The sequence below is a fragment of the Kitasatospora sp. NPDC057965 genome (genome assembly GCF_042887135.1).
Classification (GTDB): domain Bacteria; phylum Actinomycetota; class Actinomycetes; order Streptomycetales; family Streptomycetaceae; genus Kitasatospora.
In genome coordinates this window covers 13,852-37,196 of sequence record NZ_JBHVPZ010000028.1, presented here as the reverse complement: position 1 = coordinate 37,196, position 23,345 = coordinate 13,852, and the positions used below count along the sequence as shown (strand labels likewise).

Sequence of the window (23,345 nt, the reverse complement as noted above, 5' to 3'; positions counted from 1 at the left end):
GTCCCTTTCGGGGCGGCTCAGTGCACAGCGGCGTCGATCGAGGGAGATCGGGCGGGACTCAGGTGAGAGCCGGCTCCCGCTGATCCAGGTCGATGCTGTTGAGCAGCGAGTGCTCGCCGGCGACAGCGGTGAGAGCGTCGTTCTCAGCCTGCATCCGAAGGAGCTCGGCTTCGAGATCCTGGACGCGCTGCTGCAGCCGTCGCATCTCGGAGAGCATTCGCGGGTCGGGGCCGCCGACGTACCCGAGAAGCGCCTTTGCCATGATGAATGGTCCTCCACGCTGAGTGACCGAACCGGAACGGTACAGGTCTAGGGGGAAGGGGGACGCACGCGCGGCGCGCACCGGCAGTGCTGGCTGGGCACTACGGCACAACCACCGTGAGCTGGGCTCACAGGGGCGTGTGCCTACCGGAATGACGCGGTCGTGTGCGCGGGCTTCCAGCGTCTCACCAAAGACGGTACGGGTCAACACGATCACCGCACGCTACCGCGCCCCTGTCACCTGCCTGGCGGTGTCGTCACGCCGGCCGGCCACGAAGGGGGGTCCACCACGTGCTCGTGGATCATCGTTCGATGCGGAGTCAACCACGAGTCTGCCCGGATGGCAACCGTACGACACCGCCGGTTGCCGATCGTTTTCCGGCGGCTCGTCGCGAGCCGGGCGCGCGGGGGCGGTCAGCGGATCGCGAAGCTCTCGTAGCCGGGGCCGACGGCGGTCCAGATCTCGGTCACCCCGGCGACCCGGCCCGGGGTGTCGGGGCCCCTGAGCAGGGCGAGCAGTTGTTCGCAGTCCGGGGCGAGGCCCTCGGCCACCACCTGCACCCGGCCGTCGCCGAGGTTGCCGGCGTAGCCGGTCAGGCCGATCTCCAGCGCCCGCGCCCTGGTCCACCAGCGGAAGCCGACCTCCTGGACCTTGCCGCGCACCCAGGCGGTGACCCGGACCGGCTCGTCACTGTGGGCGTCGCGATCGTGCATGCCACCGACCCTATCCGCCCCGGCCGTGGCACGCGTCACGGGGCGGACGGTCCCTCGGCCGTCCACCCCGGGCTTCGGACCTCCGCCCGCAGGTCGGCGGCGCGCCCGGGTTCGCCGCAGGTCCGGCAGACCCAGTGCGGGTCGTACGGGTGCGGCGGGTGCCCCTCGGGCGCGTGCTCGAAGACCACCGGCGGCTCGGGCAGCACCCAGCGGTCGCCCCAGGCGAGCAGGGCCTGGGTGAGCGGCGCGAGGTCGCGACCGGCCTCGGTCAGGTGGTACTCGTAGCGCGGCGGCCGCTCGCTGTAGGCCCGGCGCTCGACCACGCCCGCCTCCTCCAGTGCCCGCAGCCGCGCGGCGAGCCGGTCGCGGGGCGCCCCGGTGTTGCGGGCGATCCGGTCGAACCGGTGGTTGCCGTAGAACAGCTCCCGCACCGCGAGCAGCGCCCACTTCTCCCCCACCACGTGGAGCGCGGCGGCGATCGAGCAGGGCCGCCCGGGCAGGGACGGCGGGGCGGGGAGGTCGGAGGTCACGCCGGACAGCCTGCCACACAGGGTTGGGTTCTCAAACCCTGCCGCTCAGGACGGCCAGCCCCGCCAGGGTCTTGAGCTGCCCGGGAGCCACCCGCACGGCGACGGTCGAATCGTCCGCGAACCGCAGCTCGACCCGGCGGGCACGCGAGCCGGCGCGAGGGTCCGGGGGCCTGCGCAGCCGGAACGGCCCGAGATCGGTCAGGTGCTCGGCCGCGAACGCGCCGCGCCGCTTCAGCAGCAGGACCCGGCGGTCGGTGACGGCCAGCAGCACGAAGCCGAAGGTGTCCGACGAGCGCGACGGCTCGGCCTCCCGGGCGGCGGCGGCGAACCGGCCCGCGGTGCTCTCCCAGCCGCCCCGCACCGGCGGCGTGGCCAGGCGCCCGCCGACCACCAGCACGGTCAGGCCGGCCAGGCCCACCAGCACCTCGGGTTCCAGGAGGTCGAGACCGTGCTCGATCGTGTTCTCCACGCCGGCCTCCACGTCCCGCCCGGACCGCCGGTAGCGCTTCGGCGGCCGGAGGACCAGCGCGCTCAGCCGGACCTCGACCAGTCCCAGCAGTTCCTCGTCCCCCCGCAGCCACCGCTCTGCCAGGGCATGATCCGGTGCCACTCCCCCGCCCCCTCCGTCGGCGTCCCCTCCCCGACACGCCACGGCCCCCGCCGGTCACCCGACGGGGGCCGTGGGCCGATCATCGCATCGGCCTGAGGCTCAGGACAGAGCGCGTGACGGCGTCAGAACCCGCCACCGAAGTCGCCGCCACCCCCGAAGTCGCCGCCGCCGCCGAAGTCACCGCCGCCGCCGAAGTCACCGCCGTCGAAGCCGCCACCGAAGTCGGAGGCGTTGAAGTCCGCACCGGAGAAGTCGCCGCCGTCGAAGCCGGCGCCCGCGTCGACGGGGCCGGCCGCGTACGCCGGGGTGGCCATCATCGAGCCGAGCATGGTGCCGACCAGCAGCCCGGGCAGCAGACCGCCGCCGCCGAAGCCGCCGAAGTAGCCGCCCGCCCAGGGGCCGTAGGCCGGGCCGGCGTTCCAGTACGGCTGCGGGCCGTGCTCGGTCGGGACGGTCCGGACCTCCGGGTCCAGGCCGGCCGCCAGCCGGTCCGCGTCGGCCTTGCAGACCGGGACGGAGCGGGCGGCGCCGCCCGCCGGGGACCACTCGGCGTCCAGCACGGACGGGCCGTGCCGCGGGTCGAAGAAGCACGGCGGCCGGCGCTCCGGCAGCGGGCGCTTGTCCCGCCGGGCCGCCAGGGTGGCCAGCGCGAACCGGCCGTCCTCCAGCGCCTCGGTCACCGGCTTCACGTCCTCCGGCCCCTTGGCCTCGTCCATCAGCCGCTTGGCCGTCTCGTACGAGTCCAGGGCGTGGGTGTAGTCGCCGCGCTGCACGTCGTCGGCGTCCGCGGCGGACGGCACGAAGTCGAGCCGGTCCAGCTCCTCGCCGTAGGCGGTGATGTCCTCGTCGACCACCTGGCGCAGCTGTGCCAGGTCGGCCCGGCGCTGCTCCTCCTTCTTCCGCTTGGCCCGGCGGAACAGCAGGAAGACGCCGGTGCCGGCGAGCGCCAGCAGGGCCAGCGGGACGACCACCGCGGCGGCGGAGACGCCGCCGCTGTCGCTGTTCACGCCGTGCCCCTTGATCTGCGGGGCGGCGGTGTCGACGAAGTCGTTCAGGGTGGCGTCGATGTTGCCGGGGTGGGAGCGGAAGGAGGCTCCGGCGATCCGCTCGGCGCTCGCGCTGGCCAGCGCGGCCTTGTCGGAGCGGGCCTGGAACTGGTCCCCGCGCCAGATCGCGTAGGTGCCGGTGATGCCGACCTTGGTGCGCAGGTCGTCGAAGACGGTCCTGGCGCCGTACGGGTCGGCGGCCGGGACGACCGCCACGAAGATCGGCTTGTCCGCCTTGCGGATCTTCGCGGTCAGGGCGTCGGCCTGGCTCTGGCCGAACCGGTCCGCCATCGCCGGGTCGACGTAGACCCGGCCCTGCTTGAGCGTGGCGGCCGCGTCGTCGAGACCGCCGGCCGCCGAGGCCGCCGGTGCCAGCAGGAGCAGCAGCCCGAGCAGCGCCGACACCAGCGCCACCGGCCCGACGCCCCGGGAACGTCGTCGTGCAAGGGTTCTCATGCCTCGACGCTACCCCGAACGGCCCCGGTGCAAGGCATACCGGCCGGGCACCACCCGGCCGGGCACCCCCACCGTCCGCCGGGGTGCGTCCCCTTCTCCGGGATGATCTTGCGCCCCACCGCCCCTGAACCGGCCCCGGGGCGGGAACCCGGCCGACGGCCCGCGCGTACCTCCCGGCGGACAGCGGACCGGACCGGACGCCGGGCAGGGCGTGCCGACCGTACCCCTCGACCGGGCACACTGGTGGCCGTACCACCTCCTCATGACCATCTTTTGACCATCCCGCACCACCCCTCCTGATCGGAGCTCCGCGTGTTGATCGGCCTCGTCACCGCCGTGGCGGCCTCCGCCTGCTACGGCACCGGTTCGGTCCTGCAGGCCGTCGGCTCCCGGCGCTCCGCACGCGAGGAGGCCGCCCGGGGCGGAGCCTCCACCGGCACCACCGCGCACGGCGGGCCCAGCCTCGCCTCCACCGCCAAGGCGGCCGTGACCTGGGAGTTCATCCTCGGCACGGTGCTGGACTTCATCGGCTTCGGGCTCGGCGCGCTGGCCGCCCGGATGCTGCCGCTCTTCCTCTCCCAGACGATCATCAGCGCCAACCTGGTGATCACCGCAGTGCTCTCGATCAAGCTGCTCGGCATCCGGCTCAAGCAGCTGGAGTGGGCCTCGATCGGCGTGCTCTGCTCGGCGCTGGTGCTGCTCGCGGTCTCCGCCGGGCCGGAGGGCGGCCACCACGCCGCGATGGCCTTCCACTGGTGGCTGCTGGCGATCACCACCGTGCTGCTGGCCGGCGGCGGCCTGCTGGTGCGCCGGATGGGCGCCAACGGCGCGATCGTCGCCGGTCTGCTCTCCGGCCTCGGCTTCGGCGCGCTCGGCGTCGGCGTGCGCATCCTCAACGGCGTGGAGCCGTTCGACCTCGGCCGGCTGCTCTCCGACCCGGCCCTGTACGCGATCCTGGTCGGCGGCATCGGCGGCATGTACGTGCACACCGTGGCGCTGCAGATCGGCTCGGTGAACGGCGCCACCGCCGCCCTGGTGGTCGGCGAGACGGTGCTGCCCGGCGCGGTCGGCGTGATCTGGCTCGGCGACTCCTCCAAGGCCGGCCTCGGCTGGCTCGGTGTGCTCGGCTTCCTGATCGCGGTGGTCGCGGCGGTCGGCGTCGCCTACTTCGGCCAGGACACCCACGGCGGACAGCCCGAACCGGCCCCGGCCGAACCGGAGCTCGCCAAGAACTAGGTCCCGCGGGTCACCGCACCCGCGGTGCGCGCTGGCAGCGGGGGCAGAAGTAGCTGGAGCGGTTCATCCAGGCGGCCCGCCGCATGGCGGTGCCGCAGCGCCGGCAGGGCTCGTGCTCCCGCCCGTAGGCGTCCAGGTCGCGGGAGAAGTAGCCGCTCTCGCCGTTCACATTGACGTACAGGCTGTCGAAGCTGGTGCCGCCGACGGCCAGCGCCGCCGTCATCACGTCCCGGGCGTTGGCCAGCAGCAGCAGCGCCTGCGGCCGGGTCAGCGTCGCGGTCGGCCGGTCGTAGTGCAGCCGGGAGCGCCACAGCGCCTCGTCGGCGTAGATGTTGCCCACCCCGCTGATCAGCGTCTGGTCCAGCAGCGCCCGCTTGACGGTGGTGCGCCGGGCGCGCAGCGACGCCGCGAAGGCGGCGTCGTCGAAGCGGGGGTCCAGCGGGTCGCGGGCGATGTGCGCGATGGAGAGCGGGGTGCCCTCCGGATCGCCGTCCTCGGCCTCCTCGACCGCGAGACCGCCGAAGGTCCGCTGGTCGACGAAACGCAGCTCGCGCCCGCCGTCGGTGAACCGCAGCCGCACCCGCAGGTGCGTCTCGTCCGGCACCGTCGGGTCCTGGACCAGCAGCTGGCCGCTCATCCCGAGGTGGCCGATCAGCGAGAAGCCTTCGCCCGCCCCGGACAGCGGCACCCAGAGGTACTTGCCGCGGCGCTGCGCCGCACCGAGGGTGGTGCCGGTGAGCCGGGCCGCGAAGTCCGCAGCACCGGCCGGCTGACGGCGCACCGCGCGCGGGTGCAGCACCTCGACGCCGGCGACGGTCCGCCCGGCGACCCAGTTCGCCAGACCGCGGCGGACGACCTCGACCTCGGGAAGTTCGGGCACGGGAACACGCCTCCAGCGGAACGGACTCGGCTCTGCAGGAGGAAGGCTACTGCGTGGTCAGGCGCTGTTCGGCAGGCGGTCGGCGTACTTCTCCCTGATCGCCCGCCAGGCGCTCTCCGCGGCCTTCTGCTCGGCTTCCTTCTTCGAGCGGCCGACGCCGCTGCCGAAGTCCTCGCCGGCCACCCGGGCCGCCGCGGTGAAGGTCTTCTCGTGGTCCGGACCGGACTCCTCGACCACGTACTCCGGCACTCCGATGCCCACCGAGGCGGTGAGCTCCTGGAGGCTGGTCTTCCAGTCCAGGCCGGCGCCCAGCTGAGAGGATTCCTCGATCAGCGGGTCGAACAGCCGGTGGACGAACTCGGTGGCGGCGTCCAGACCCCGGTCCAGGTAGACGGCCCCGATGACCGCCTCGACCGTGTCGGCGAGGATCGACGACTTGTCGCGGCCGCCGGTGCCCTCCTCGCCCTTGCCGAGCCGGATGAACGCGCCCAGTTCCAGGCCGCGGCCGACATCGGCGAGCGCGCGCGAGTTGACCACCGCGGCGCGCAGCTTGGCGAGCGTGCCCTCCGGGACGTCCGGGTGGACGCGGTAGAGGGTGTCGGTCACCACCAGGCCCAGCACCGAGTCGCCGAGGAACTCCAGGCGCTCGTTGGTGGGCAGGCCACCGTTCTCGTACGCGTACGAGCGGTGGGTCAGGGCACGTACCAGAAGGGCGCGCTCGAGCGTGTACCCGAGGCGCCCTTCCAGGACGTCGTATTCGGTCGAAGCCGGCCCGCCGGCCCTGCCACCGCCCGAAGGAGTCTTCGGAGCCGTGGTCGCCTTGCGGGAGGAGTTACCGTCCGACATCGATCCGTGCACCCCGCCGATCAGACCGAGAGGACCTGGCGGCGGTTGTACGTGCCGCAGCTCGGGCACGCGATGTGCGAGAGCTTCGGCTCGTGGCAGCGGTCGCACGCCACGAGGGCCGGGGCAACGGCCTTCCAGTTGGACCGGCGGTGGCGCGTGTTGCTGCGCGACATCTTCCGCTTCGGAACAGCCACGGCTACTTCTCCTGGTTCTCGGCGAGACCCTCACGGGTGTCGCTGTTCTTGATTCCGTCACCCTCGTCGCCGTGGGCGGCGGAGAGTCCCTGCAGAGCCGCCCACCGGGGGTCGGCGGCGTCGTGGTGGTGCGCCGGGTCGTCGCTCAGGCGCGCTCCGCATTCGGAGCACAGGCCCAGGCAGTCTTCCTGGCACACCGGCTGCAGCGGCAGTGCGAGCACCACCGCGTCACGCAGCACCGGCTGGAGGTCGAAGTAATCGCCCTCCAGGCGGTAAGTCTCTTCCTCCGAGTCCTCTTCGAGGTCCTCGGCCCCGGCGGTCCGGGCGCGGTGGCGCTCGTCGGACTCCGGGTAGTAGTACAGCTCCTGGAAGTCCACGTCGAGGTCGGACTCGACCGGCTCCAGGCACCGGACGCACTCGCCCTCGACCCGGGTCTCGGCGGTGCCGGTGACCAGCACGCCCTCGACCACGGACTCCAGGCGGAGTTCCAGCGTGATCTCGCTCTTCTCCGGGACACCGATCACATCGATGATCCCCAGGCCCTCGGGGGCCTCCAGGGTCCGGGTCACCCTGCGCAGCGCACCCGGACGACGGCCCAGCTCGTGCGTGTCGAACACGAGGGGGTCGCGGTGGTCGAGGCGGTTCAAGGTGTCCTGACTTCCTGAGGGGTTCCGGTGCGCGGCGCTGCTCGTCGGGGGATGCGCGGGCAGACCGACGGCCCGACACGGAGAGGCCGGAGTGGTCAGACTACCCGAGTCTCCCGCCAGGCCCAACTTCGTGCCCGCGCCCTACCGGCCGCCGAGCTCCCGCAGCCGGGTCATGTCGATCATGCTGGTGTCGAAGAAGCTGGTCTCGTCCAGCCCGGCCTGGGTCTGCTGCGGCACGGGCGCGGGCGGGTTGGCGGGCTGCTGCGGGTAGCCGTAGCCGGCGTTGTACTGCTGCTGGTCCTGGTAGCCCTGCTGCTGGGGCGGGTAGCCGTAGCCGCCGCCCTGCCGGCCGTCGTCGTACCCGGGCTGCTGCCCGTGCTGCTGGCCCTGCTGCTGCTGGTAGGCGTACTGGGCGCCGTACGGGTCCGCGGCCTGGCCACCGGCCGGGTCGTAGCCGCCGCCGTACACCTCGGCGTACTGGGCGCCGCCCTGCTGCGCGGCCGCGTACTGGTCCGCGCCGGGCGCCTGCCAGCCGGCCGCGGCCGGGTTCTGCTCCGGCCAGGTCTGCTGCTGCGGCACCTCCTCCCGGTACCAGGCCAGCTCGGTGCCGTCCGCGTCCCCGGCGAAGCCCGCCGCGACCGCCTCGGCCCGCTCCTTGGCCTGCTGCGCCTCGTCGGCGGCGGCCAGGTAGGCGCCGAGCTCGTCGATCGGCCGCTTGCCGGTCAGCTTGTCGCGGCCCTTGCCGACCGCCTCCAGGGTCGCGCTGAGCACGTTCTCCAGGGTGGCGAGCTTCACATCGACGTACTCGTCGACCTCGGGGCTGGGGCTGATCCGCTGCGGCTGGAACTCCTCGCCGTCGGTCTCGCCCTCGTACTCGGTCTCGAAGACGCTCGTGTCACCGCGCAGCTTGGTGCGGCCGCGGCCGACGGCGCCGAGCGTCTTGGTCAGCACGACCTCGAAGTTGGCGAGCTTGCTGTCCACGTAGTCGTCGGCCTCGGCGCGCTTGGTCTCGATCTCGGCGCGGGCCTCGGCGAGGATCCGGTCGGCCTCGGCCTGGGCGCGGCGGACCACCTCGGTGTCGGAGATCAGCGAGCCGCGCTCGGAGTGCGCGCCCTGGATGATCCGGTCGGCCTCGGCCTGGGCGTCCGCGACCACCGACTCGTGGTCGGCCATCACCGACTGGGCCTGGGCCAGCTCGGCGGGCAGGGCCGCCCGGAGGTCCTGGAGCAGGGTGATCAGCTCGGCACGGTTCACCACGCAGGAGGCCGACATGGGCATCGAGCGGGCGTTCTCGACGGCCGCCACGATCTCGTCGACCTTGTTCTGCACGTCCACGGGGCTTCGTCTTTCCGTGTGCCGCCGAGGTCCGGCGGAGGCAGCGCCCGGCGCGGTGGACGTCACCGCAGGGGCAGGAATACAGACTGTACGGCCACTGCCGGGCGAGGTCACAACGCCTGCGCGCGGCCGCCTTTCCACCCCTCGGGCAAACCGTGACGAACCAGCAGAAACGGACGTCCGGTCATCCCGGGTTCACTGCTGGGCGCTCCGCTCGGCGATCCGCTCGACCAGCCGGTGGTGCACCGTCTCCGGCAGCAGGTGCGAGACGTCGCCACCGTACGAGGCGACCTCCTTGACCAGCGTCGAGGAGAGGAAGCTGTACGTCGGCGAGGTCGGCACGAAGAGGGTGTCGACGCCGCTCAGGCCGTGGTTCATCTGGGCCATCTGCAGCTCGTAGTCGAAGTCGCTGACCGCGCGCAGGCCCTTGATGATCGCCGGGATGCCCCGGTCGCGGCAGAAGTCCACCAGCAGGCCGAGGTGCGACTCGACGACCACGTTGCCGTACTGGGCGGTGGTCTCCTCGATCAGCTCGATCCGCTCCTCGACCGTGAACATGCCCTGCTTGTTGCGGTTGATCAGCACCGCGACGTGCAGCACGTCGTACAGCTTCGAGGCCCGCTCGATGATGTCGAGGTGACCGTTGGTGATCGGGTCGAAGGACCCGGGGCATACGGCGCGGCGCATGGCGTGTGTGCTCCCTCGTGGGGTGACGGGATCCGGCGGGCCCGGGCCCGCTAGGGGTGGTGGCGGGTCTCGGCGGCGGCGCGACCGTACCAGAGCGTGCCCTCGCCGTAGCGGCGGGAGCGCAGCGTCTCGAAGCCCTCCGGCCACTCGAACGCGCCGCCGCGGGTGCTGCGCTCCACGGTGACGAGTGCGTCCTCCGCGAGCCAGCCCCCAGCCGACAGTGTGATCAGCATCTCGCGCACCTCGTCGTCGGTGACGACGTACGGCGGGTCGAGGAAGACCAGGTCGTACGGGGCCTCCGGGGCGGGTCCGGCGATCACCTTCTCGGCCCTGGCCGCCTTCACCAGCGCGCCCGGCAGGCCGATCGTCCGGACGTTCTCCCGGATCACCCGGGCCGCCTGGGCGTCCGCCTCGACCAGCAGCACGTGCTCGGCGCCGCGCGACAGCGCCTCCAGGCCGACCGCGCCCGATCCGCCGAACAGGTCCAGCATCCGCGCCCCGTGCAGGGGCGCTCCGCGCAGCGCCTCCAGGGTGGAGAACATCGCCTCGCGGGCCTTGTCGGAGGTCGGGCGGGTGCCCCGGCCGGGCGGTACGGCCAGCCGGCGGCCCCCGGCCGCCCCGGCGATCACGCGGGTCATGGTGGTGGGAGGTCCTTTCGTCGCTGCCCGACCACGCTATACGGCCGTGGCCCCCGCCGGTCCGCCCGGCGGGGGCCACGCTCACGCACTCAGGTGATCAGCTCGCCTCGGAACCGGCCGTCCGGGCCGACACGGCCGCGCCGAGCAGCGACGGCGAGGCGTAGCGGGACCAGGACAGGCAGCCGTCGGGCGGGCAGTACTCGGGGCGGCGCGGGTCGTGGCCGAGCTCGCGCAGCTTGGTGCGGACGGAGTCGGGCGTGCGGCCGAAGCGGGCGGCGATCCGGGCGACGGTCTCGCTCTCGTGGAAGCGCCGGACCAGCTCCTCCTCGTGCTGCGGCACCCAGGGGGCGCCGTGGCCGGGGTAGAGCTCGCGCAGCACGTCGCGGTCGGGGATGGGCTCGGAGACGTCGGCGACGATCGCCAGCGCCCGGAGCGCGCGGTTGAGCGCGATCCGCAGCGAGGCGACGTCCTCCACCGGCAGCCGCAGCTTGCCGGAGGCGAGCGGGGCGGCGGCGGCCCCCTCGCGCCAGCCGGTGAGGGTGAGGGTGACCTCGCGGTCGTCGTCGCTGGCGAGTTCGATCCGGAAGACCTTGTCGCCCAGCGGGAGCTCGTTGAGATGACGGAATGCCATGGCTAAACCCCCAAGTGTCGTGCCAGGAACGCACCTTGGGGGTGCGCCCTGAACACCTTCATTCTCTCGTGGGGGTCTGACAATCGGGCCCGGCCGAAGGGCTCCTCAGCCCTTCTCCATGTAGGCCGCGCGGTCCTCGTCGAGCAGGCTCTCCAGGACGGTGCGCAGGTCCGGGTGGGCGGCGAGGTCCGGGTCCTCGGCGACCAGCCGGGTGGCCTCGGCCCGGGCGGTGACGATGACCTCCTCGTCCTCCAGCACCGAGAGCACCTTGAGCGAGGACTTCACACCGGACTGCGCCTGGCCCAGCACATCGCCCTCGCGGCGCTGTTCGAGGTCGATCCGGGACAGCTGGAAGCCGTCCAGGGTGCCCGCCACCGCGTCCAGCCGGGCGCGGGCGGCGCTGGCCGCCGGCATGTCGGTGACCAGCAGGCAGAGTCCGGGGGCGGAGCCGCGGCCGACCCGGCCGCGCAGCTGGTGCAGCTGGGAGACGCCGAACCGGTCCGCGTCCATGATCACCATCGCGGTGGAGTTGGGGACGTTGACGCCGACCTCGATCACCGTGGTGGCGACCAGCACGTCCACCTCGCCGGCCGCGAACCGGCGCATCACCTCGTCCTTGGCCTCCGGGGCGAGCCGCCCGTGCAGGATCTCCACCCGCAGCCCGGCCAGCGGGCCGCCGGTCAGCCGGGCGGCGGTCTCCACGACCGACAGCGGGGGCCGCCGGTCGCCCTCGGCCGCGGCGCCCTCGTCGGGCGCGTCGTCCAGCAGCTCCTCCAGGTCCTCGGCCCGGCGCCCGCGCTTCGCGCCCTTGCCGCCCTTCGGCCCGTCGGGCTCCTCGTCGCCGATCCGCGGGCAGACCACGTACGCCTGGTGGCCCTTGGACACCTCCTCGCGGACCCGCTCCCAGGCGCGGGTCAGGAAGTTGGGCTTCTCGACGGCCGGCACCACATGGGTGGAGATCGGCGAGCGGCCGGCCGGCAGCTGGTCCAGGACGGAGGTCTCCAGGTCCCCGAAGACGGTCATCGCGACCGTGCGCGGGATCGGGGTGGCCGTCATCACCAGCAGGTGCGGCGGCTGCTCGCCCTTGGCGCGCAGCGCGTCCCGCTGCTCGACGCCGAAGCGGTGCTGCTCGTCGACCACCACCAGGCCGAGGTCCTGGAACTGCACCTTGTCCTCGATCAGCGCGTGGGTGCCGATCGCGATGCCGGCGTCCCCGCAGGCCATGTCGAGCAGCGCCTGGCGCCGGGCCGGGACGCCCATCGACCCGGTGAGCAGCACCACCCGGGTGCCCAGGTCGGACCCGCCGAGCAGGCCGCCCTCGGCGAGGTCGCCCATCATCTCGACGACGGAGCGGTGGTGCTGCTGGGCGAGCACCTCGGTGGGCGCCAGCAGCACCGCCTGCCCGCCGGCGTCGACCACGGCGAGCATGGCGCGCAGCGCCACCATGGTCTTGCCGGAGCCGACCTCGCCCTGCAGCAGGCGGTGCATCGGGTGGTCGCTCGCGAGGTCGGCGGCGATCTCGGCGGCCACCTTCCGCTGGCCCTCGGTCAGGGTGAACGGCAGCCGGGCGTCGAAGGCGTCCAGCAGGCCGTCCGGACGCGCCTCGCGCGGCTTGGCGGGCAGCGCGGAGTCGGCGGCCCGGCGCTGGGCGAGGGCCACCTGCAGGACGAACGCCTCGTCCCAGCGCAGCCGTTCCTGGGCGCGTTCGCGGTCGGCCTGGTGGCGCGGCCGGTGGATCAGTTCGAGTGCCTCGGGCAGCCCGATCAGCCCGTGCCGCTCGCGCAGTTCGGCGGGCAGCGGCTCGCCGACGTCGGACAGGTGCTTGGTGAGCGCCGTCTCCACGCAGAGCGAGAGCTTCCAGCTGGGCATCTGGGCGCTGGCCGGGTAGACCGGGATCAGCCGTCCGGCGAACTGCGCCGCGGCGTTGTCGCCGTCCGCCTCGTCGAGCAGCTGGTAGTCGGGCGAGGCCAGTTGGCGGGCCCGGTTGAACACCCCGACCTTGCCCGCGAACAGGCCCTGCGTCCCGGGCCGCAGCTCCTTCTGGCGCCAGCCCTGGTTGAAGAAGACCAGCGAGAGCCGGCTGCGGCCGTCGGTGACCACCACCTCCAGGCGGTCGCCCTTGCGGCCGCGGAAGGGGATCAGGGTGACCTTCTCGATCCGGGCCAGCACGGTGACGTGCTCGTCGATCTCCAGCTCGTCCAGACTGGTGAGCTGGCCGCGTTCGACGTACCGGCGCGGATAGTGGTGCAGCAGGTCCCCGACCGTGCGCAGCTTGAGGCTGTCGGCGAGCACCTTGGCGGTCCGGTCGCCGACGAGCTTGGTCAGTGGTTCATCGAGAGCGCCCATCAGGCCCCTGTTTACACCACCGGACCGACAATCCGGGCGCTCACTCCACGCCGATCAGCAGCGGCGCCGACTCCTGGCCGCCGTGGAAGACCACCGCGTCCACCTCGGGCCGGCTGTGCCGGGCATGGGCGACGAGGTCCTCGGCGAGGCCCTCGGGGGCGCCCTCGCCGAGGACCAGGGTGACCAGTTCGCCGCCCCCGCCGAGCATCCGGTCCAGCACGCTCGCGCCGACCTCGGCGAGGCCGGCACCGATCACCGCGACGTCCCCGTCGATCAGGCCGAGCACGTCGCCGGCCTGGCAGACCCCGGCCATGGTCCAGGACTCGCCCTCGGCGACCGCCAGTTCGGCGTACCGGGTGGCGCCGGCCGCTGAGGTCATGGCGACCACGTCCTCATCGAAGCGCCGCCCGGCCTCGTGCACGGCGAGCGCGGCCAGGCCCTGGACCGGCGAGCGGGTGGGCAGCACGGCGATCCGCACGCCCTCCTCGCGCAGCTGGTCGGCGGCGGCCCCGGCGGCGGCCCGCAGTTCGGGGTCGTTGAGCAGCAGCACCACCTCGCGGGCGGCGGCCCGGCGCACCGCGGCGGCGAGCTCGGCGCTGGCCGGCGGACGGCCGGGCTCGGCGTGCAGGACGACCCCGCCGGCCTGTTCGCAGAGTTCGGCGAGGCCCGCGCCGGAGACCACCGAGAGCACCGCCCGGGCCGGCCGCTCGGGCTCGCCGCGGTCGGCGGCGGCGCCGGAGCGGGCGGCCGCCTCGGCGAAGTGGGTGATCCGGATCTGGTGCGGGCGCCCGGCCTCGACCCCGGCCTCCACCGCGGCGCCCGCGTCGTCGACGTGGACGTGCACGTTCCACAGACCGTCGCCGCCGCCGACCACCAGCGAGTCGCCGAGTTCGCCGAGCCGCGTCCGCAGCACCGGCAGCGCCTCGTCGGGTGCGTCCAGCAGGTAGATCACCTCGAACGCGGGGTGCCCGGGGCCGGGCGGGCGCACGTGCGCCTCGCAGCTCGCCACGGACCGGACGTCGCCCCGCAGCGCGACCGGCCCCATCGGCTGGTGGCCGGCCACCGCGTCGGCGAGCGCCCCGAGGACGGCGACCAGACCGCGGCCGCCGGCGTCCACCACCCCGTTCTCGGCGAGCACGGCGAGCTGCCGGGGGGTCTGCCGCAGTGCGTCGCGGGCGGCCCGGTGGGCGGCCTCGGCGACCTGCCCGAGCCCGTCGCCGGCCCGGCCGGCCTCCCGGGCGGCGATCCTGGCGACGGTCAGCAGGGTGCCCTCGACCGGTTCGGCGACGGCCTGGTAGGCGGCGTCGGCGGCCCGCTGGAGGGCGGCCCGCAGCTGGTCGGCGCCGCCGCCGTCGGCGAGCCTCTCGGCGGCGCCGCGCAGCCACTGGGCGAGGATCACCCCGGAGTTGCCGCGGGCGCCGACCAGGGCGCCGCGGGCCATCGCCCGGGCGGTCTCGGCCAGGCCGGGCGCCGGACCGGGGCCCGGGTCGGCGAAACGGCTCTCCACCTCGGCGGCCGCCGACTCCACGGTCAGGTACAGGTTGGTGCCGGTGTCGCCGTCCGGGACGGGGTAGACGTTGAGTGCGTCGATCTCCTCGCGGGCCTGGCCGAGCGCGCGCAGCGCCAGTTGGCACCAGCTGCGCACGGCCGGGGCGTCGAGCGTGTGCAGCACCAGGTCTCCTCCGGAGATGGGACGCCGTGACGGCCTGAGGGGCGGCAACACCTTCAGGCGGTGGCGAGGGGTCGTAACGGCAGGTTATCGGGGGCGGGGAGGCGGCGGCGGACACGGCGACCGGAGCGATCACCTGGCCGGTCATGGTAGTTTCGTTGAACGGAAGCAAGCGTTGTATGCTCTTCCGGTTGCCTGGAACAGGTTCAGGCTCGCCCCTTGGTCCGGTTCGGTTCACGTGAGTGCTCCGCTGGTCTGGCGGGGTTGTCTCATGTAAATGATCTGAAGTCTTGGAGTGACTCCTGTGGCTGCCAACTGCGACGTCTGCGGCAAGGGGCCGGGCTTCGGCAACAGCATCTCCCACTCGCACCGCCGTACCCCCCGTCGCTGGAACCCCAACATCCAGACGGTGCGCGCTGTGGTTGGGCGGACGCCGAAGCGGCTCAACGTCTGCACCTCGTGCATCAAGGCCGGTAAGGTCTCGCGCTGACGCGCAGACCGGTATGCCGGTCCTCCAGTGAGTCGGTTCATCCTCGGGTGAACCGGCTTTCTGTTGTTCCGGCATGCGACCGACCCGATGTGGGCGGGCCCTCGGGCCCGCCCACAGGCGTTTTCCGGCGCCTCAGCGCCAGCGCCAGGCGTGGTCGACCGGTCCGATGCCGGCGCCGAGCGCGAAGCCGCCGGCGATCGCGCCGGTGATGTACTCCTTCGCCGAGGCCACCGCCTCGGGCAGCGCCTCGCCCTTGGCCAGGCCGGCGGCGATCGCGCTGGCCAGGGTGCAGCCGGTGCCGTGGGTGTGCCGGTTGTCGTAGCGCGGCGCCCGGTACCAGTGCTCCTCGCCGGCCCCGCCGTACAGCAGGTCGGCCGCCTCGCCGGACAGGTGCCCGCCCTTGACCAGCACCCATCGCGGCCCGAGGTCGAGCAGCGCCTTCGCGGCGTCCAGCATCTGCGCCTCGTCCTCGACCACCCGGCCGGTGAGCTGCGTCACCTCGTGCAGGTTGGGCGTGGCGAGGGTGGCGACCGGGAGCAGCCTCTCCCGGACGGTGGCGACGGCCTCGGCGGCGAGCAGCGCGTCACCGTGCTTGGAGACGCCGACCGGGTCGACGACGACCGGGGCGCCGACCCCGGCCAGCAGCTCGGAGACGGTCTCGACCAGCTCGATCGAGGCGAGCATGCCGGTCTTCACGGCCTGGACGCCGATGTCGTCGACCACGCTGCGGAACTGGGCGCGGACGGCCTCGGCGGGCAGCTCCCAGTAACCCTGGACGCCGAGCGAGTTCTGCGCGGTCACGGCGGTGATCACGCTCATGCCGTGCACGCCGAGGGCGAGCATCGCCTTGAGGTCGGCCTGGATGCCGGCGCCGCCGCCGGAGTCCGAGCCGGCGACCGTGAGAACGCGGGGAGGTGCGGTGGAAGACATGCGCCCAACCTACGCGGTCACAGCACCGCCTCGGACTCCACCCAGTGGTCCTCGGGGACGGTCTTGAGCACGGTCACCGCGTCGGCGATCGGCACCATTCGGATGTCGTTGCGTCGCAGCGCGGTGAAGTGGCCGAACTCGCCCCGGTGGACGGCCTCCACGGCGTGCCAGCCGAACCGGGTGGCGAGCACCCGGTCCCGGGCGGTGGGGGTGCCGCCGCGCTGGACGTGGCCGAGGATGACCGGGCGGGCCTCCTTGCCGAGCAGGTTCTCCAGCTCGTGGGCGAGGCGGTTGCCGATCCCGCCGAAGGTCCGGTGCCCGAACCGGTCCACCTCGCCGTGGTCGAAGCGCATGGTGCCGGGCATCGGGGAGGCCCCCTCGGCGACGGCGATGATGGCGAACTTCTTGCCGCGGGCGAACCGGTCCTCGACCATCCGGGCCACCGCCTCGATGTCGAACGGCTTCTCCGGGATCAGGATGCCGTGCGCGCCGCCCGCCATGCCGGCCGTGAGGGTGATCCAGCCGGTGTGACGGCCCATCAATTCCACCACCATGACGCGCTGGTGGGACTCGGCGGTGGTCTTGAGCCGGTCGATCGCCTCGGTGGCGACGTGCACCGCGGTGTCGAAGCCGAAGGTGACGTCGGTGGCGTCGATGTCGTTGTCGATGGTCTTCGGGACGCCGACCACCGGCAGTCCGGCCTCGCTGAACATCCGGGCGGCGGTGAGGGTGCCCTCGCCGCCGATGGCGATCAGCGCGTCGATGCCGATGTCCCGCGCGAGGGTCTTGGCGTTCTCCACCGCCCACTGGATCCGCTCGCGCTGCACCCGGGCCGAGCCGAGGATGGTGCCGCCGAGGGTGAGCAGGCCGGTGACGTCGTCGTGCGAAACGGGGCGGGTGCGGCCCTCGATGAGGCCGAGGAAGCCGTCCTCGATGCCGACGATCTCGTCGCCGTGCACATCGGTGCCCCGGTGCACCACGGAACGGATCACCGCGTTCAGGCCGGGGCAGTCGCCGCCGCTGGTCAGGACTCCGATTCGCATGGTGGTGGACTCTCCCGCTCGAAGTGGTTCAGACCATAATGGTCCAGACCACCCGCGTGAAGAAAGGGCGGCCGGGCCGTGGGCCAAGCCTACGCACTCACCGGCCGGGCGGCCGCCAGCCACCGCCCGGCGCGGGCCGGTTGTCACTCCGCGAAGTGGTCCCAGCCGCCGACCCGGTCCCAGGCCTCGCCGTCCACCGTCACCCGGCCGCCGCGGGCCGCCCGCGCCCGGCCGACGACCTCGCCCACCACCCGCCAGCGGGCGGGCAGTTGGACCCCGCGCGGGAAGGTCGCGACGATCGCGTGGTCCTCGCCGCCGGACAGCACCCAGACCAGCGGGTCGACCCCGACCGCCTGGCCGATGTCCGCCATCTGCGCCGGCACATCGAAGTCGGCCGCCCGCAGGTCGATGTCCACCCCGCTCGCCCCGGCCACGTGCCCGAGGTCGGCGACCAGCCCGTCACTCACGTCGATCATCGAGGTGGCGCCCAGCCCCGCCCCGGCCGGGCCCGCGTGGTACGGCGGCTCCGGACGGCGGTGCGCCTCGACGAAGGCCCGCGGCGAGCGGAAGCCGCGCTGCAGCACCGTCAGGCCGGCCGCCGACCAGCCGAGCCAGCCGGTGACCGCGACCACATCACCCACCTGGGCACCGGCGCGCGTCACCGGCGCGCGCCCCTGGAGGTCCCCGAGCGCCGTGATGGCCAGCGTGATGGTGTCCCCGCGCGCCACGTCCCCGCCGACCACCGTCGCTCCGGCCACCTGGCACTCGTCCCGCAGCCCGTCCATCAGCTCGGTGGCCCAGGTGGTCGGCAGGTCCGCCGGCGCGACCAGGCCCAGCAGCAGCGCGGTCGGCACCGCGCCCATCGCGGCCACGTCGGCGAGGTTCTGCGCGGCCGCCTTGCGGCCCACGTCGTAGGCGGTGGACCAGTCCCGGCGGAAGTGCCGGTTCTCGATCAGCACGTCCGTGGTGGCCACCACGCGGCCGTCCGGGGCCTTCACCACGGCCGCGTCGTCACCCGGGCCGAGGTCGACCGCGTCGGTGAGCGGTACCCGGGCGGTCAGCTCCCTGATGAGTCCGAACTCGCCGAGCTCGCCCACGGTCCCCTGCATCTGCCGTCCTCTCGGTTGCGCCCGGCCGGGCGCGTACGTCCTGCGGTCACGCCGCCTCCGCGCGCAGCGTACGCCCTTCGGGGGCGCACGGGTCTCCCCTCCCCGGCCCGCCGGGAGGTAGCGTGGTGATCAGTCTGCCGTGACCCCGTTCCCCCACCCCGCGCCCCACCGGGCGATCACGGCGGTGATCCCCGAACCCAGCCGCCGGGAGGTCCCCGTGGTACAGGCCTACATCCTGATTCAGACCGAGGTCGGCAAGGCCAGCGCCGTTGCCGAGTCCATCTCCAAGATCCCCGGAGTCATCCAGGCCGAGGACGTCACCGGCCCGTACGACGTGATCGTCCGGGCCGAGGCGGACACGGTGGACGATCTCGGTCGTCTGGTGGTCGCGAAGGTCCAGCAGATCGAGGGCATCACCCGAACCCTCACCTGTCCCGTCGTCCATCTGTAAGACGCGCTTACCATCGGCGGGTGACCCGACAACTCCGAGCCCCCCGCTTCCTCGCGGCACTGCCGGCCCCCGTCCGGTGGCTGGCGGTGCCGACCGCGCTCGCCTGCACGGTCGTGGTGCTGATCGGCAGCTGGAGCGCGCCCGTCGAACCCAAGGTCGAGACGCCCGAGCCCCGGGGCAAGGCCGCTCAGTACTGCCGGGCCCTCGCCGCCGCCCTGCCGCAGGAACTCCTCGGCCACGCCCGCAAGGACCCGGACCCGGCCTCCCCGTACGTCGCCGCCTGGGCCGCCTCGCCGCGGATCGTGCTGCGCTGCGGCGTGCCGCACCCCGAGGGGCTGGTCGACGAGAAGCAGGCGGAGATCTCGCCGACCGTCAACGACGTCACCTGGTGGCCGGAGCAGCTCTCCGACGGCGGCTACCGGTTCACCGCCACCCAGCGCGCCGCCTTCGTCGAGGTGACTGTCCCCGGCGGGGCCGCCGCCAACCCGCTGGACGCCGCCGCCGCGCTCTCCGACGTGGTCAAGGCCAACATCCCCTGACCGCGCCCCGACGCACGCGCAGGGCGGTCCCGGGGCTCCGGGGCCGCCCTGCGTCCGTCCGCGCGCGGTTACCGCAGGCCGGTCGGGCGGCGCAGCGCCGCCCGCAGCAGCCGGTCGATCAGCTCCGGGTACGACAGCCCGCTGGCCTCCCACATCTTCGGGAAGGCCGAGATCGGGGTGAAGCCGGGCATGGTGTTGACCTCGTTGACCATCCAGCCGCCGTCGTCCAGCAGGAAGAAGTCGACCCGGGCCAGGCCCTCGCAGCCGAGCGCCTCGAAGGCGGCGATCGCCTGCCGGCGGATCTCGGCGGTCTCCTCGGCGGAGAGCTCGGCCGGGATCCGGACCTCGGAGGAGTCGATGTACTTGGCCTCGAAGTCGTAGAACTCGTAGTCGCCGCCGACCAGGATCTCGGCCGGGACGCTGGCCCGCGGGCCGTCCTCGAACTCCAGCACCGCGCACTCGATCTCGCGGCCGGACACACCGGCCTCGATGATCAGCTTGGGGTCGTGCCGGCGGGCCTCCTCGATCGCGGCGTCGAGGTCGGAGAGGTCCTTGACCTTGGTGATGCCCATGCTGGAGCCGGCCCGGCAGGGCTTCACGAACAGCGGCAGGCCCAGCACCGAGGCGCGCTCGCGGACGGCGGCGCGGCCCTCCTCGCTCTCCCACTCGCGCGGCCGGACCACGGTGTACCGCCCGACGCCCAGGCCGTGCGAGGCCAGCAGCCGCTTGGTGAACTCCTTGTCCATGCCCGCGGCGCTGGCGAGCACGCCGTTGCCGACGTAGGGCACCCCGGAGAGCTCCAACAGGCCCTGCAGGGTGCCGTCCTCGCCCCACGGCCCGTGCAGCAGCGGGAAGACCACGTCCACCTCGCCGAGCACCTTGGGCGCGGAGCCGGGCTCGCTCCAGACCACCTCGCGGCTGCCGGGGCCGACCGGCAGCGCGACCTGGCCCTCGGTGGACTCGGCGACGTGGTCGACGTCCGGCAGCCGGCCGTCGGTGATGGCCATCCGGGCCGGCTCGTCGCTGACCAGCGCCCAGCGGCCCTCGTGGGTGATGCCGATCGGCAGCACCTCGTACTTGTCGCGGTCGATCGCCTTCAGCACGCTGCCCGCGGTCGAGACCGAGATGGCGTGCTCGGAGCTGCGGCCGCCGAACACGACGGCGACCCGCGGCTTCGCGGACGGGTTCTGGGAGGTCTGTTCGATGCTCATATCGCGACCGAGAGTACCCCGAGGCCCGTGACCTCCTCGCGACCGACCCGAGGCGGACCCTGACCCGAGACGGGCCCTAGCGCCGCTCGGGCTTGGCCGAGCGGGACATCAGCGCCCGCAGCGCCTCCTGGGTGGGCCGGCCGTGGTGGACGACGTCCACCACCGCCTCGACGATCGGCATGTCGACGCCGTTGCGCCGGGCCAGGTCGAGCACCGACTCGCAGGACTTGACGCCCTCGGCGGTCTGTCGGGTGGCCGCGATGGTCTCGGCGAGCGACATGCCCCGGCCCAGGTTGGTGCCGAAGGTGTGGTTGCGGGAGAGCGGCGAGGAGCAGGTCGCCACCAGGTCGCCCATGCCCGCCAGCCCGGCGAAGGTGTGCGGGTCCGCGCCCAGCACCAGCCCCAGCCGGGTGGTCTCGGCGAGCCCGCGGGTCATCAGCGTCGCCTTGGTGTTGTCGCCCAGCCCCATGCCGTCGGCCATGCCGACCGCCAGGCCGATCACGTTCTTGACCGCGCCGCCGAGCTCGCAGCCGATCACGTCGGTATTGGTGTACGGCCGGAAGTACGGCGTGTGGCAGGCCGCCTGGAACCGCTTGGCGACCGCCTCGTCGGTGCAGGCGACCACACTGGCGGCCGGCTGCCGGTTGGCGATCTCCGGGGCCAGGTTCGGCCCGCTGACCACGGCGATCCGCTCCGGACCGACCCCGGCGACCTCGGCCACGACCTCGCTCATCCGCTTGACGGTGCCGAGTTCGATGCCCTTCATCAGGCTGACCAGGACGGTCTGGGGCTCCAGCAGCGGCGCCCAGGCGGCCAGGTTCGCGCGCAGCGTCTGCGAGGGCACCGCCAGCACCGCGAAGTCCGCCCCGGCCAGCGCCTCGGCGGGGTCGGTGGTGGCCCGGACCGAGTCCGCGAGCCGCAGACCGGGCAGGTAGTCCGGGTTGGCGTGGGTGGCGTTGATGGCGTCCACCAGCTCCTGGCGGCGGCCCCAGAGGGCCACCTCGCAGCCGGCGTCGGCGAGGATCATCGCGAACGCGGTGCCCCAGGAGCCGGTGCCGAACACGGCGCAGCGGGTCACTTCACGCCCTCCTCGTTCTCGTCGGTGCCCCGGGCCCGGTCGGGCCGCCGGGCCGCCGCGGCGGCGGCCCGCTTCCGGGCGGCCTCCCGCATGTCGTACCGCTCGGCGGGCGGTTCCTCGCCGCGGATGTCGGCGAGCACGGCGGTGATCGCCGCCATGATGTCCTCGGTGGCGTCCCTGAGCACCTGGGCGGTCAGCTCCTGCCCCTGGTACCTGCTGAGGTCGACGGCCGGTCCGGCCGCCACCGTCACCCGGTGCCGCGGGAAGAGGTTGAACTTGCCCTTGCCCGAACCGCCCCTGCCGTACGGCGGGATGATCTCGTGGGCGCCCCAGTGGGCGACCGGGATGACCGGCGCGCCGGTCATCAGCGCCACCCGGGCGACGCCGCTCTTGCCGGTCATCGGCCACAGGTCCGGGTCCCGGGTGAGCGTGCCCTCCGGGTAGAACTGCACGCACTGGCCCCGGTCGACGGCCTCGATGGCGGCCCGGAACGCCTGCGCCGCGTCGGTCGACTCGCGGAACACCGGGATCTGGCCGGTCTTGCGGAGCATGAACCCGATGAACGGGACCGAGAACAGCGAGGACTTGCCCAGGATCCGCGGCGGCCGCCCGCTGTTGTACTGCCAGTGCGCGTACACCACGGGGTCGATGATCGAGTTGTGGTTGACCGCGGCGATGAAGCCGCCCTCCTTCGGGAGGTGCTCCCAGCCCCGCCAGTCCGGCTTGACCAGGGCGGTCGTCACCGGCTTCACCAGCACGGCCGCGAAGCGGTACCAGAAGCCGTAGTCGGCGTTGCCGAAGCTGGCGTACGAGCGGCGGGCCACCCCAGGTCCTCCTCATCCGGGCGGCACGCTGGGGTGCCGCGGTCGATCTCGCTTCCACGACCTCTCGGGGCGCGGGCGCGGAACAGTCTCGCCCGACCGCTCACCGGCTGTCGAGCAACCCCGCCCACCCGCCGCTCGGGCGTGATCAAACGCACGTCCGCACAGTTCGGACGGCCTGGCGAGGGCTCCGGGACCAGCGTCACAATGACGCCGATGACCCAGGACACCGTACGCCCCAGCGAGCCCGTCGCGCCCCCCGCACCCGCCGCCGGCTGGTCGCTGGTGCTGCCGCTCAAACGGCTCGACCGGGCCAAGTCCCGGCTGGCCCCGTTCGCCGGCCCGCACCGCCCGGACCTCGCACTCTGCTTCGCCCTGGACACCGTCACCGCCGCGCTGGCCACGGCGGGGGTCGGCCGGGTCCTGGTGGTCACCCGGGACACCGCGGCCGGCGCCCGGCTGGCCGCGCTCGGCGCCCTGGTGGTCGACGACGAACCCGGCGACGGACTCAACGAGGCCCTGGCGCACGGCGCGGCGGCCGCGCTGGTCCTCGCGCCCCGCGCGCCGCTGGCCGCGCTCTCGGCGGACCTGCCGGCGCTGCGCCCGGCCGAGCTGGGCCGGGTGCTGGGCGCGGTGCCCGCGACCGGCCGGGCCTTCCTGCCGGACGCCCCGGGGCTGGGCACCACCCTGCTGGCCTGCGCCCCGGGCAGCCCGCTCGCCCCCGCGTTCGGGGACGGCTCACGGGCCCGGCACGCGGCCGGCGGCGCCCGTGAACTGCGGCTGCCCGACGTCGAGTCGGTCCGCCGGGACGTCGACACCGGGGAGGACCTGGCGCAGGCGCTGGCACTCGGCGTCGGCCCGCACACCCGTGCGCTGGCGGCCCGGCTCGGCTACCTGCCGCCGCGACGGCCCCGCTGAGACGACGGGGCCGCTGTCGGAGGCCCTCG

Annotated in this window: 26 protein-coding genes; 5 read left to right on the top strand and 21 right to left on the bottom strand. The window is 73.7% G+C overall.

The genetic code is table 11. The annotated features are described in order from the left end of the window. Nucleotides 1–58: 58 nt before the first annotated feature. The 5 genes from ACFVVU_RS29955 to ACFVVU_RS29935 form a co-directional block, all read right to left on the bottom strand. Nucleotides 59–262 carry a hypothetical protein gene (locus tag ACFVVU_RS29955; RefSeq protein WP_270143783.1) on the bottom strand — a complete coding sequence of 68 codons (204 nt, stop codon included), beginning with the start codon at nt 260–262 and terminating at the stop codon, nt 59–61. Between the two features lie 413 nt (nt 263–675). Beyond that, nucleotides 676–975 carry an acylphosphatase gene (locus ACFVVU_RS29950; protein ID WP_380682749.1) on the bottom strand — a complete coding sequence of 100 codons (300 nt, stop codon included), beginning with the start codon at nt 973–975 and terminating at the stop codon, nt 676–678. Between the two features lie 35 nt (nt 976–1,010). Beyond that, a complete protein-coding gene (locus ACFVVU_RS29945) occupies nt 1,011–1,505 on the bottom strand; it encodes a winged helix-turn-helix transcriptional regulator (protein WP_387793374.1) in 495 nt (164 codons plus the stop codon). Nucleotides 1,506–1,536: 31 nt separating this feature from the next. Further along, entirely contained in the window at nt 1,537–2,115 is a 579-nt protein-coding gene (locus tag ACFVVU_RS29940; protein ID WP_387793372.1) for a hypothetical protein, read from the bottom strand. Nucleotides 2,116–2,237: 122 nt separating this feature from the next. Then, nucleotides 2,238–3,617 (bottom strand): hypothetical protein, encoded by a 1,380-nt coding sequence (locus tag ACFVVU_RS29935; RefSeq protein ID WP_387793370.1) that lies wholly within the window; start codon nt 3,615–3,617, stop codon nt 2,238–2,240. 312 nt (nt 3,618–3,929) lie between these two features. On the opposite strand from ACFVVU_RS29935, the gene ACFVVU_RS29930 reads away from it, so the two are divergent. Further along, a complete protein-coding gene (locus tag ACFVVU_RS29930; protein WP_380682745.1) occupies nt 3,930–4,853 on the top strand; it encodes a hypothetical protein in 924 nt (307 codons plus the stop codon). Between the two features lie 10 nt (nt 4,854–4,863). Here ACFVVU_RS29930 and mutM read toward each other — a convergent pair whose 3' ends face one another. The 10 genes from mutM to ACFVVU_RS29880 form a co-directional block, all read right to left on the bottom strand. After that, nucleotides 4,864–5,733, bottom strand: a complete 870-nt coding sequence (mutM, locus tag ACFVVU_RS29925; protein WP_380682744.1) for a bifunctional DNA-formamidopyrimidine glycosylase/DNA-(apurinic or apyrimidinic site) lyase — start codon at nt 5,731–5,733, stop codon at nt 4,864–4,866. A 57-nt stretch (nt 5,734–5,790) separates the two neighbouring features. After that, nucleotides 5,791–6,579: a ribonuclease III gene (rnc, locus tag ACFVVU_RS29920; RefSeq protein ID WP_380682743.1), complete on the bottom strand. Its 789-nt coding sequence runs from the start codon at nt 6,577–6,579 to the stop codon at nt 5,791–5,793. 20 nt (nt 6,580–6,599) lie between these two features. Then, a complete protein-coding gene (gene rpmF, locus ACFVVU_RS29915) occupies nt 6,600–6,773 on the bottom strand; it encodes a 50S ribosomal protein L32 (protein WP_097236113.1) in 174 nt (57 codons plus the stop codon). Nucleotides 6,774–6,775: 2 nt separating this feature from the next. Then, entirely contained in the window at nt 6,776–7,420 is a 645-nt protein-coding gene (locus ACFVVU_RS29910) for a DUF177 domain-containing protein (RefSeq protein WP_355369665.1), read from the bottom strand. Between the two features lie 141 nt (nt 7,421–7,561). Further along, nucleotides 7,562–8,755, bottom strand: coding sequence for an ATP synthase F0 subunit B (locus tag ACFVVU_RS29905; RefSeq protein WP_380682742.1), 1,194 nt, complete (start codon nt 8,753–8,755; stop codon nt 7,562–7,564). A 195-nt stretch (nt 8,756–8,950) separates the two neighbouring features. Further along, nucleotides 8,951–9,442 (bottom strand): pantetheine-phosphate adenylyltransferase, encoded by a 492-nt coding sequence (gene coaD, locus ACFVVU_RS29900; protein WP_380682741.1) that lies wholly within the window; start codon nt 9,440–9,442, stop codon nt 8,951–8,953. 50 nt (nt 9,443–9,492) lie between these two features. Continuing rightward, nucleotides 9,493–10,080, bottom strand: coding sequence for a 16S rRNA (guanine(966)-N(2))-methyltransferase RsmD (rsmD, locus tag ACFVVU_RS29895; RefSeq protein WP_380682740.1), 588 nt, complete (start codon nt 10,078–10,080; stop codon nt 9,493–9,495). 97 nt (nt 10,081–10,177) lie between these two features. After that, nucleotides 10,178–10,711 carry a hypothetical protein gene (locus ACFVVU_RS29890; protein ID WP_387793366.1) on the bottom strand — a complete coding sequence of 178 codons (534 nt, stop codon included), beginning with the start codon at nt 10,709–10,711 and terminating at the stop codon, nt 10,178–10,180. 105 nt (nt 10,712–10,816) lie between these two features. Beyond that, nucleotides 10,817–13,057: an ATP-dependent DNA helicase RecG gene (recG, locus tag ACFVVU_RS29885; RefSeq protein WP_387793364.1), complete on the bottom strand. Its 2,241-nt coding sequence runs from the start codon at nt 13,055–13,057 to the stop codon at nt 10,817–10,819. A gap of 40 nt (nt 13,058–13,097) precedes the next feature. Continuing rightward, nucleotides 13,098–14,729 (bottom strand): DAK2 domain-containing protein, encoded by a 1,632-nt coding sequence (locus ACFVVU_RS29880; protein WP_380715530.1) that lies wholly within the window; start codon nt 14,727–14,729, stop codon nt 13,098–13,100. A 301-nt stretch (nt 14,730–15,030) separates the two neighbouring features. On the opposite strand from ACFVVU_RS29880, the gene rpmB reads away from it, so the two are divergent. After that, complete coding sequence (gene rpmB, locus ACFVVU_RS29875) at nt 15,031–15,216, top strand: 50S ribosomal protein L28 (protein WP_073813963.1); 186 nt, start codon at nt 15,031–15,033, stop codon at nt 15,214–15,216. 132 nt (nt 15,217–15,348) lie between these two features. Here the strand turns inward: rpmB and thiD are convergent, their stop codons facing one another. The 3 genes from thiD to ACFVVU_RS29860 all read right to left on the bottom strand — a co-directional run bounded on the left by thiD (nt 15,349) and on the right by ACFVVU_RS29860 (nt 18,298). Beyond that, on the bottom strand, nt 15,349–16,146 hold the full coding sequence (gene thiD, locus ACFVVU_RS29870; protein WP_380689199.1) for a bifunctional hydroxymethylpyrimidine kinase/phosphomethylpyrimidine kinase: 798 nt from the start codon (nt 16,144–16,146) through the stop codon (nt 15,349–15,351). Nucleotides 16,147–16,163: 17 nt separating this feature from the next. After that, a complete protein-coding gene (locus tag ACFVVU_RS29865) occupies nt 16,164–17,189 on the bottom strand; it encodes a 6-phosphofructokinase (RefSeq protein ID WP_380689201.1) in 1,026 nt (341 codons plus the stop codon). A 143-nt stretch (nt 17,190–17,332) separates the two neighbouring features. After that, nucleotides 17,333–18,298 (bottom strand): thiamine-phosphate kinase, encoded by a 966-nt coding sequence (locus ACFVVU_RS29860; protein WP_387793361.1) that lies wholly within the window; start codon nt 18,296–18,298, stop codon nt 17,333–17,335. Nucleotides 18,299–18,515: 217 nt separating this feature from the next. On the opposite strand from ACFVVU_RS29860, the gene ACFVVU_RS29855 reads away from it, so the two are divergent. Continuing rightward, nucleotides 18,516–18,749, top strand: a complete 234-nt coding sequence (locus tag ACFVVU_RS29855; protein ID WP_380689208.1) for an Lrp/AsnC family transcriptional regulator — start codon at nt 18,516–18,518, stop codon at nt 18,747–18,749. 20 nt (nt 18,750–18,769) lie between these two features. Beyond that, nucleotides 18,770–19,288 (top strand): DUF3515 domain-containing protein, encoded by a 519-nt coding sequence (locus ACFVVU_RS29850; protein WP_380689206.1) that lies wholly within the window; start codon nt 18,770–18,772, stop codon nt 19,286–19,288. A 68-nt stretch (nt 19,289–19,356) separates the two neighbouring features. Here the strand turns inward: ACFVVU_RS29850 and ACFVVU_RS29845 are convergent, their stop codons facing one another. The 3 genes from ACFVVU_RS29845 to ACFVVU_RS29835 form a co-directional block, all read right to left on the bottom strand. After that, nucleotides 19,357–20,499 carry a D-alanine--D-alanine ligase family protein gene (locus ACFVVU_RS29845; RefSeq protein ID WP_380685755.1) on the bottom strand — a complete coding sequence of 381 codons (1,143 nt, stop codon included), beginning with the start codon at nt 20,497–20,499 and terminating at the stop codon, nt 19,357–19,359. A gap of 76 nt (nt 20,500–20,575) precedes the next feature. Next, nucleotides 20,576–21,577, bottom strand: coding sequence for an NAD(P)H-dependent glycerol-3-phosphate dehydrogenase (locus tag ACFVVU_RS29840; RefSeq protein WP_380685757.1), 1,002 nt, complete (start codon nt 21,575–21,577; stop codon nt 20,576–20,578). Then, nucleotides 21,574–22,401 carry a lysophospholipid acyltransferase family protein gene (locus ACFVVU_RS29835; protein WP_380685759.1) on the bottom strand — a complete coding sequence of 276 codons (828 nt, stop codon included), beginning with the start codon at nt 22,399–22,401 and terminating at the stop codon, nt 21,574–21,576. Before ACFVVU_RS29835 ends, ACFVVU_RS29840 begins: the two co-directional genes overlap by 4 nt. Nucleotides 22,402–22,614: 213 nt before the next feature. Here ACFVVU_RS29835 and cofC point away from each other — a divergent pair, with 213 nt between their 5' ends. Continuing rightward, nucleotides 22,615–23,316 carry a 2-phospho-L-lactate guanylyltransferase gene (gene cofC, locus ACFVVU_RS29830; RefSeq protein WP_387793358.1) on the top strand — a complete coding sequence of 234 codons (702 nt, stop codon included), beginning with the start codon at nt 22,615–22,617 and terminating at the stop codon, nt 23,314–23,316. Nucleotides 23,317–23,345 lie beyond the last annotated feature (29 nt).

Coding starts and splice junctions, on each gene's coding strand:
- ACFVVU_RS29860 (WP_387793361.1), bottom strand. CDS start 18,298: ATGCAGGGGACCGTGGGCGAGCTCGGCGAGTTCGGACTCATCAGGGAG.
- ACFVVU_RS29890 (WP_387793366.1), bottom strand. CDS start 10,711: ATGGCATTCCGTCATCTCAACGAGCTCCCGCTGGGCGACAAGGTCTTC.
- ACFVVU_RS29955 (WP_270143783.1), bottom strand. CDS start 262: ATGGCAAAGGCGCTTCTCGGGTACGTCGGCGGCCCCGACCCGCGAATG.
- rsmD (WP_380682740.1), bottom strand. CDS start 10,080: ATGACCCGCGTGATCGCCGGGGCGGCCGGGGGCCGCCGGCTGGCCGTA.
- ACFVVU_RS29935 (WP_387793370.1), bottom strand. CDS start 3,617: ATGAGAACCCTTGCACGACGACGTTCCCGGGGCGTCGGGCCGGTGGCG.
- recG (WP_387793364.1), bottom strand. CDS start 13,057: ATGGGCGCTCTCGATGAACCACTGACCAAGCTCGTCGGCGACCGGACC.
- ACFVVU_RS29845 (WP_380685755.1), bottom strand. CDS start 20,499: ATGAGCATCGAACAGACCTCCCAGAACCCGTCCGCGAAGCCGCGGGTC.
- rnc (WP_380682743.1), bottom strand. CDS start 6,579: ATGTCGGACGGTAACTCCTCCCGCAAGGCGACCACGGCTCCGAAGACT.
- ACFVVU_RS29950 (WP_380682749.1), bottom strand. CDS start 975: ATGCACGATCGCGACGCCCACAGTGACGAGCCGGTCCGGGTCACCGCC.
- thiD (WP_380689199.1), bottom strand. CDS start 16,146: ATGTCTTCCACCGCACCTCCCCGCGTTCTCACGGTCGCCGGCTCGGAC.
- ACFVVU_RS29865 (WP_380689201.1), bottom strand. CDS start 17,189: ATGCGAATCGGAGTCCTGACCAGCGGCGGCGACTGCCCCGGCCTGAAC.
- cofC (WP_387793358.1), top strand. CDS start 22,615: ATGACCCAGGACACCGTACGCCCCAGCGAGCCCGTCGCGCCCCCCGCA.
- coaD (WP_380682741.1), bottom strand. CDS start 9,442: ATGCGCCGCGCCGTATGCCCCGGGTCCTTCGACCCGATCACCAACGGT.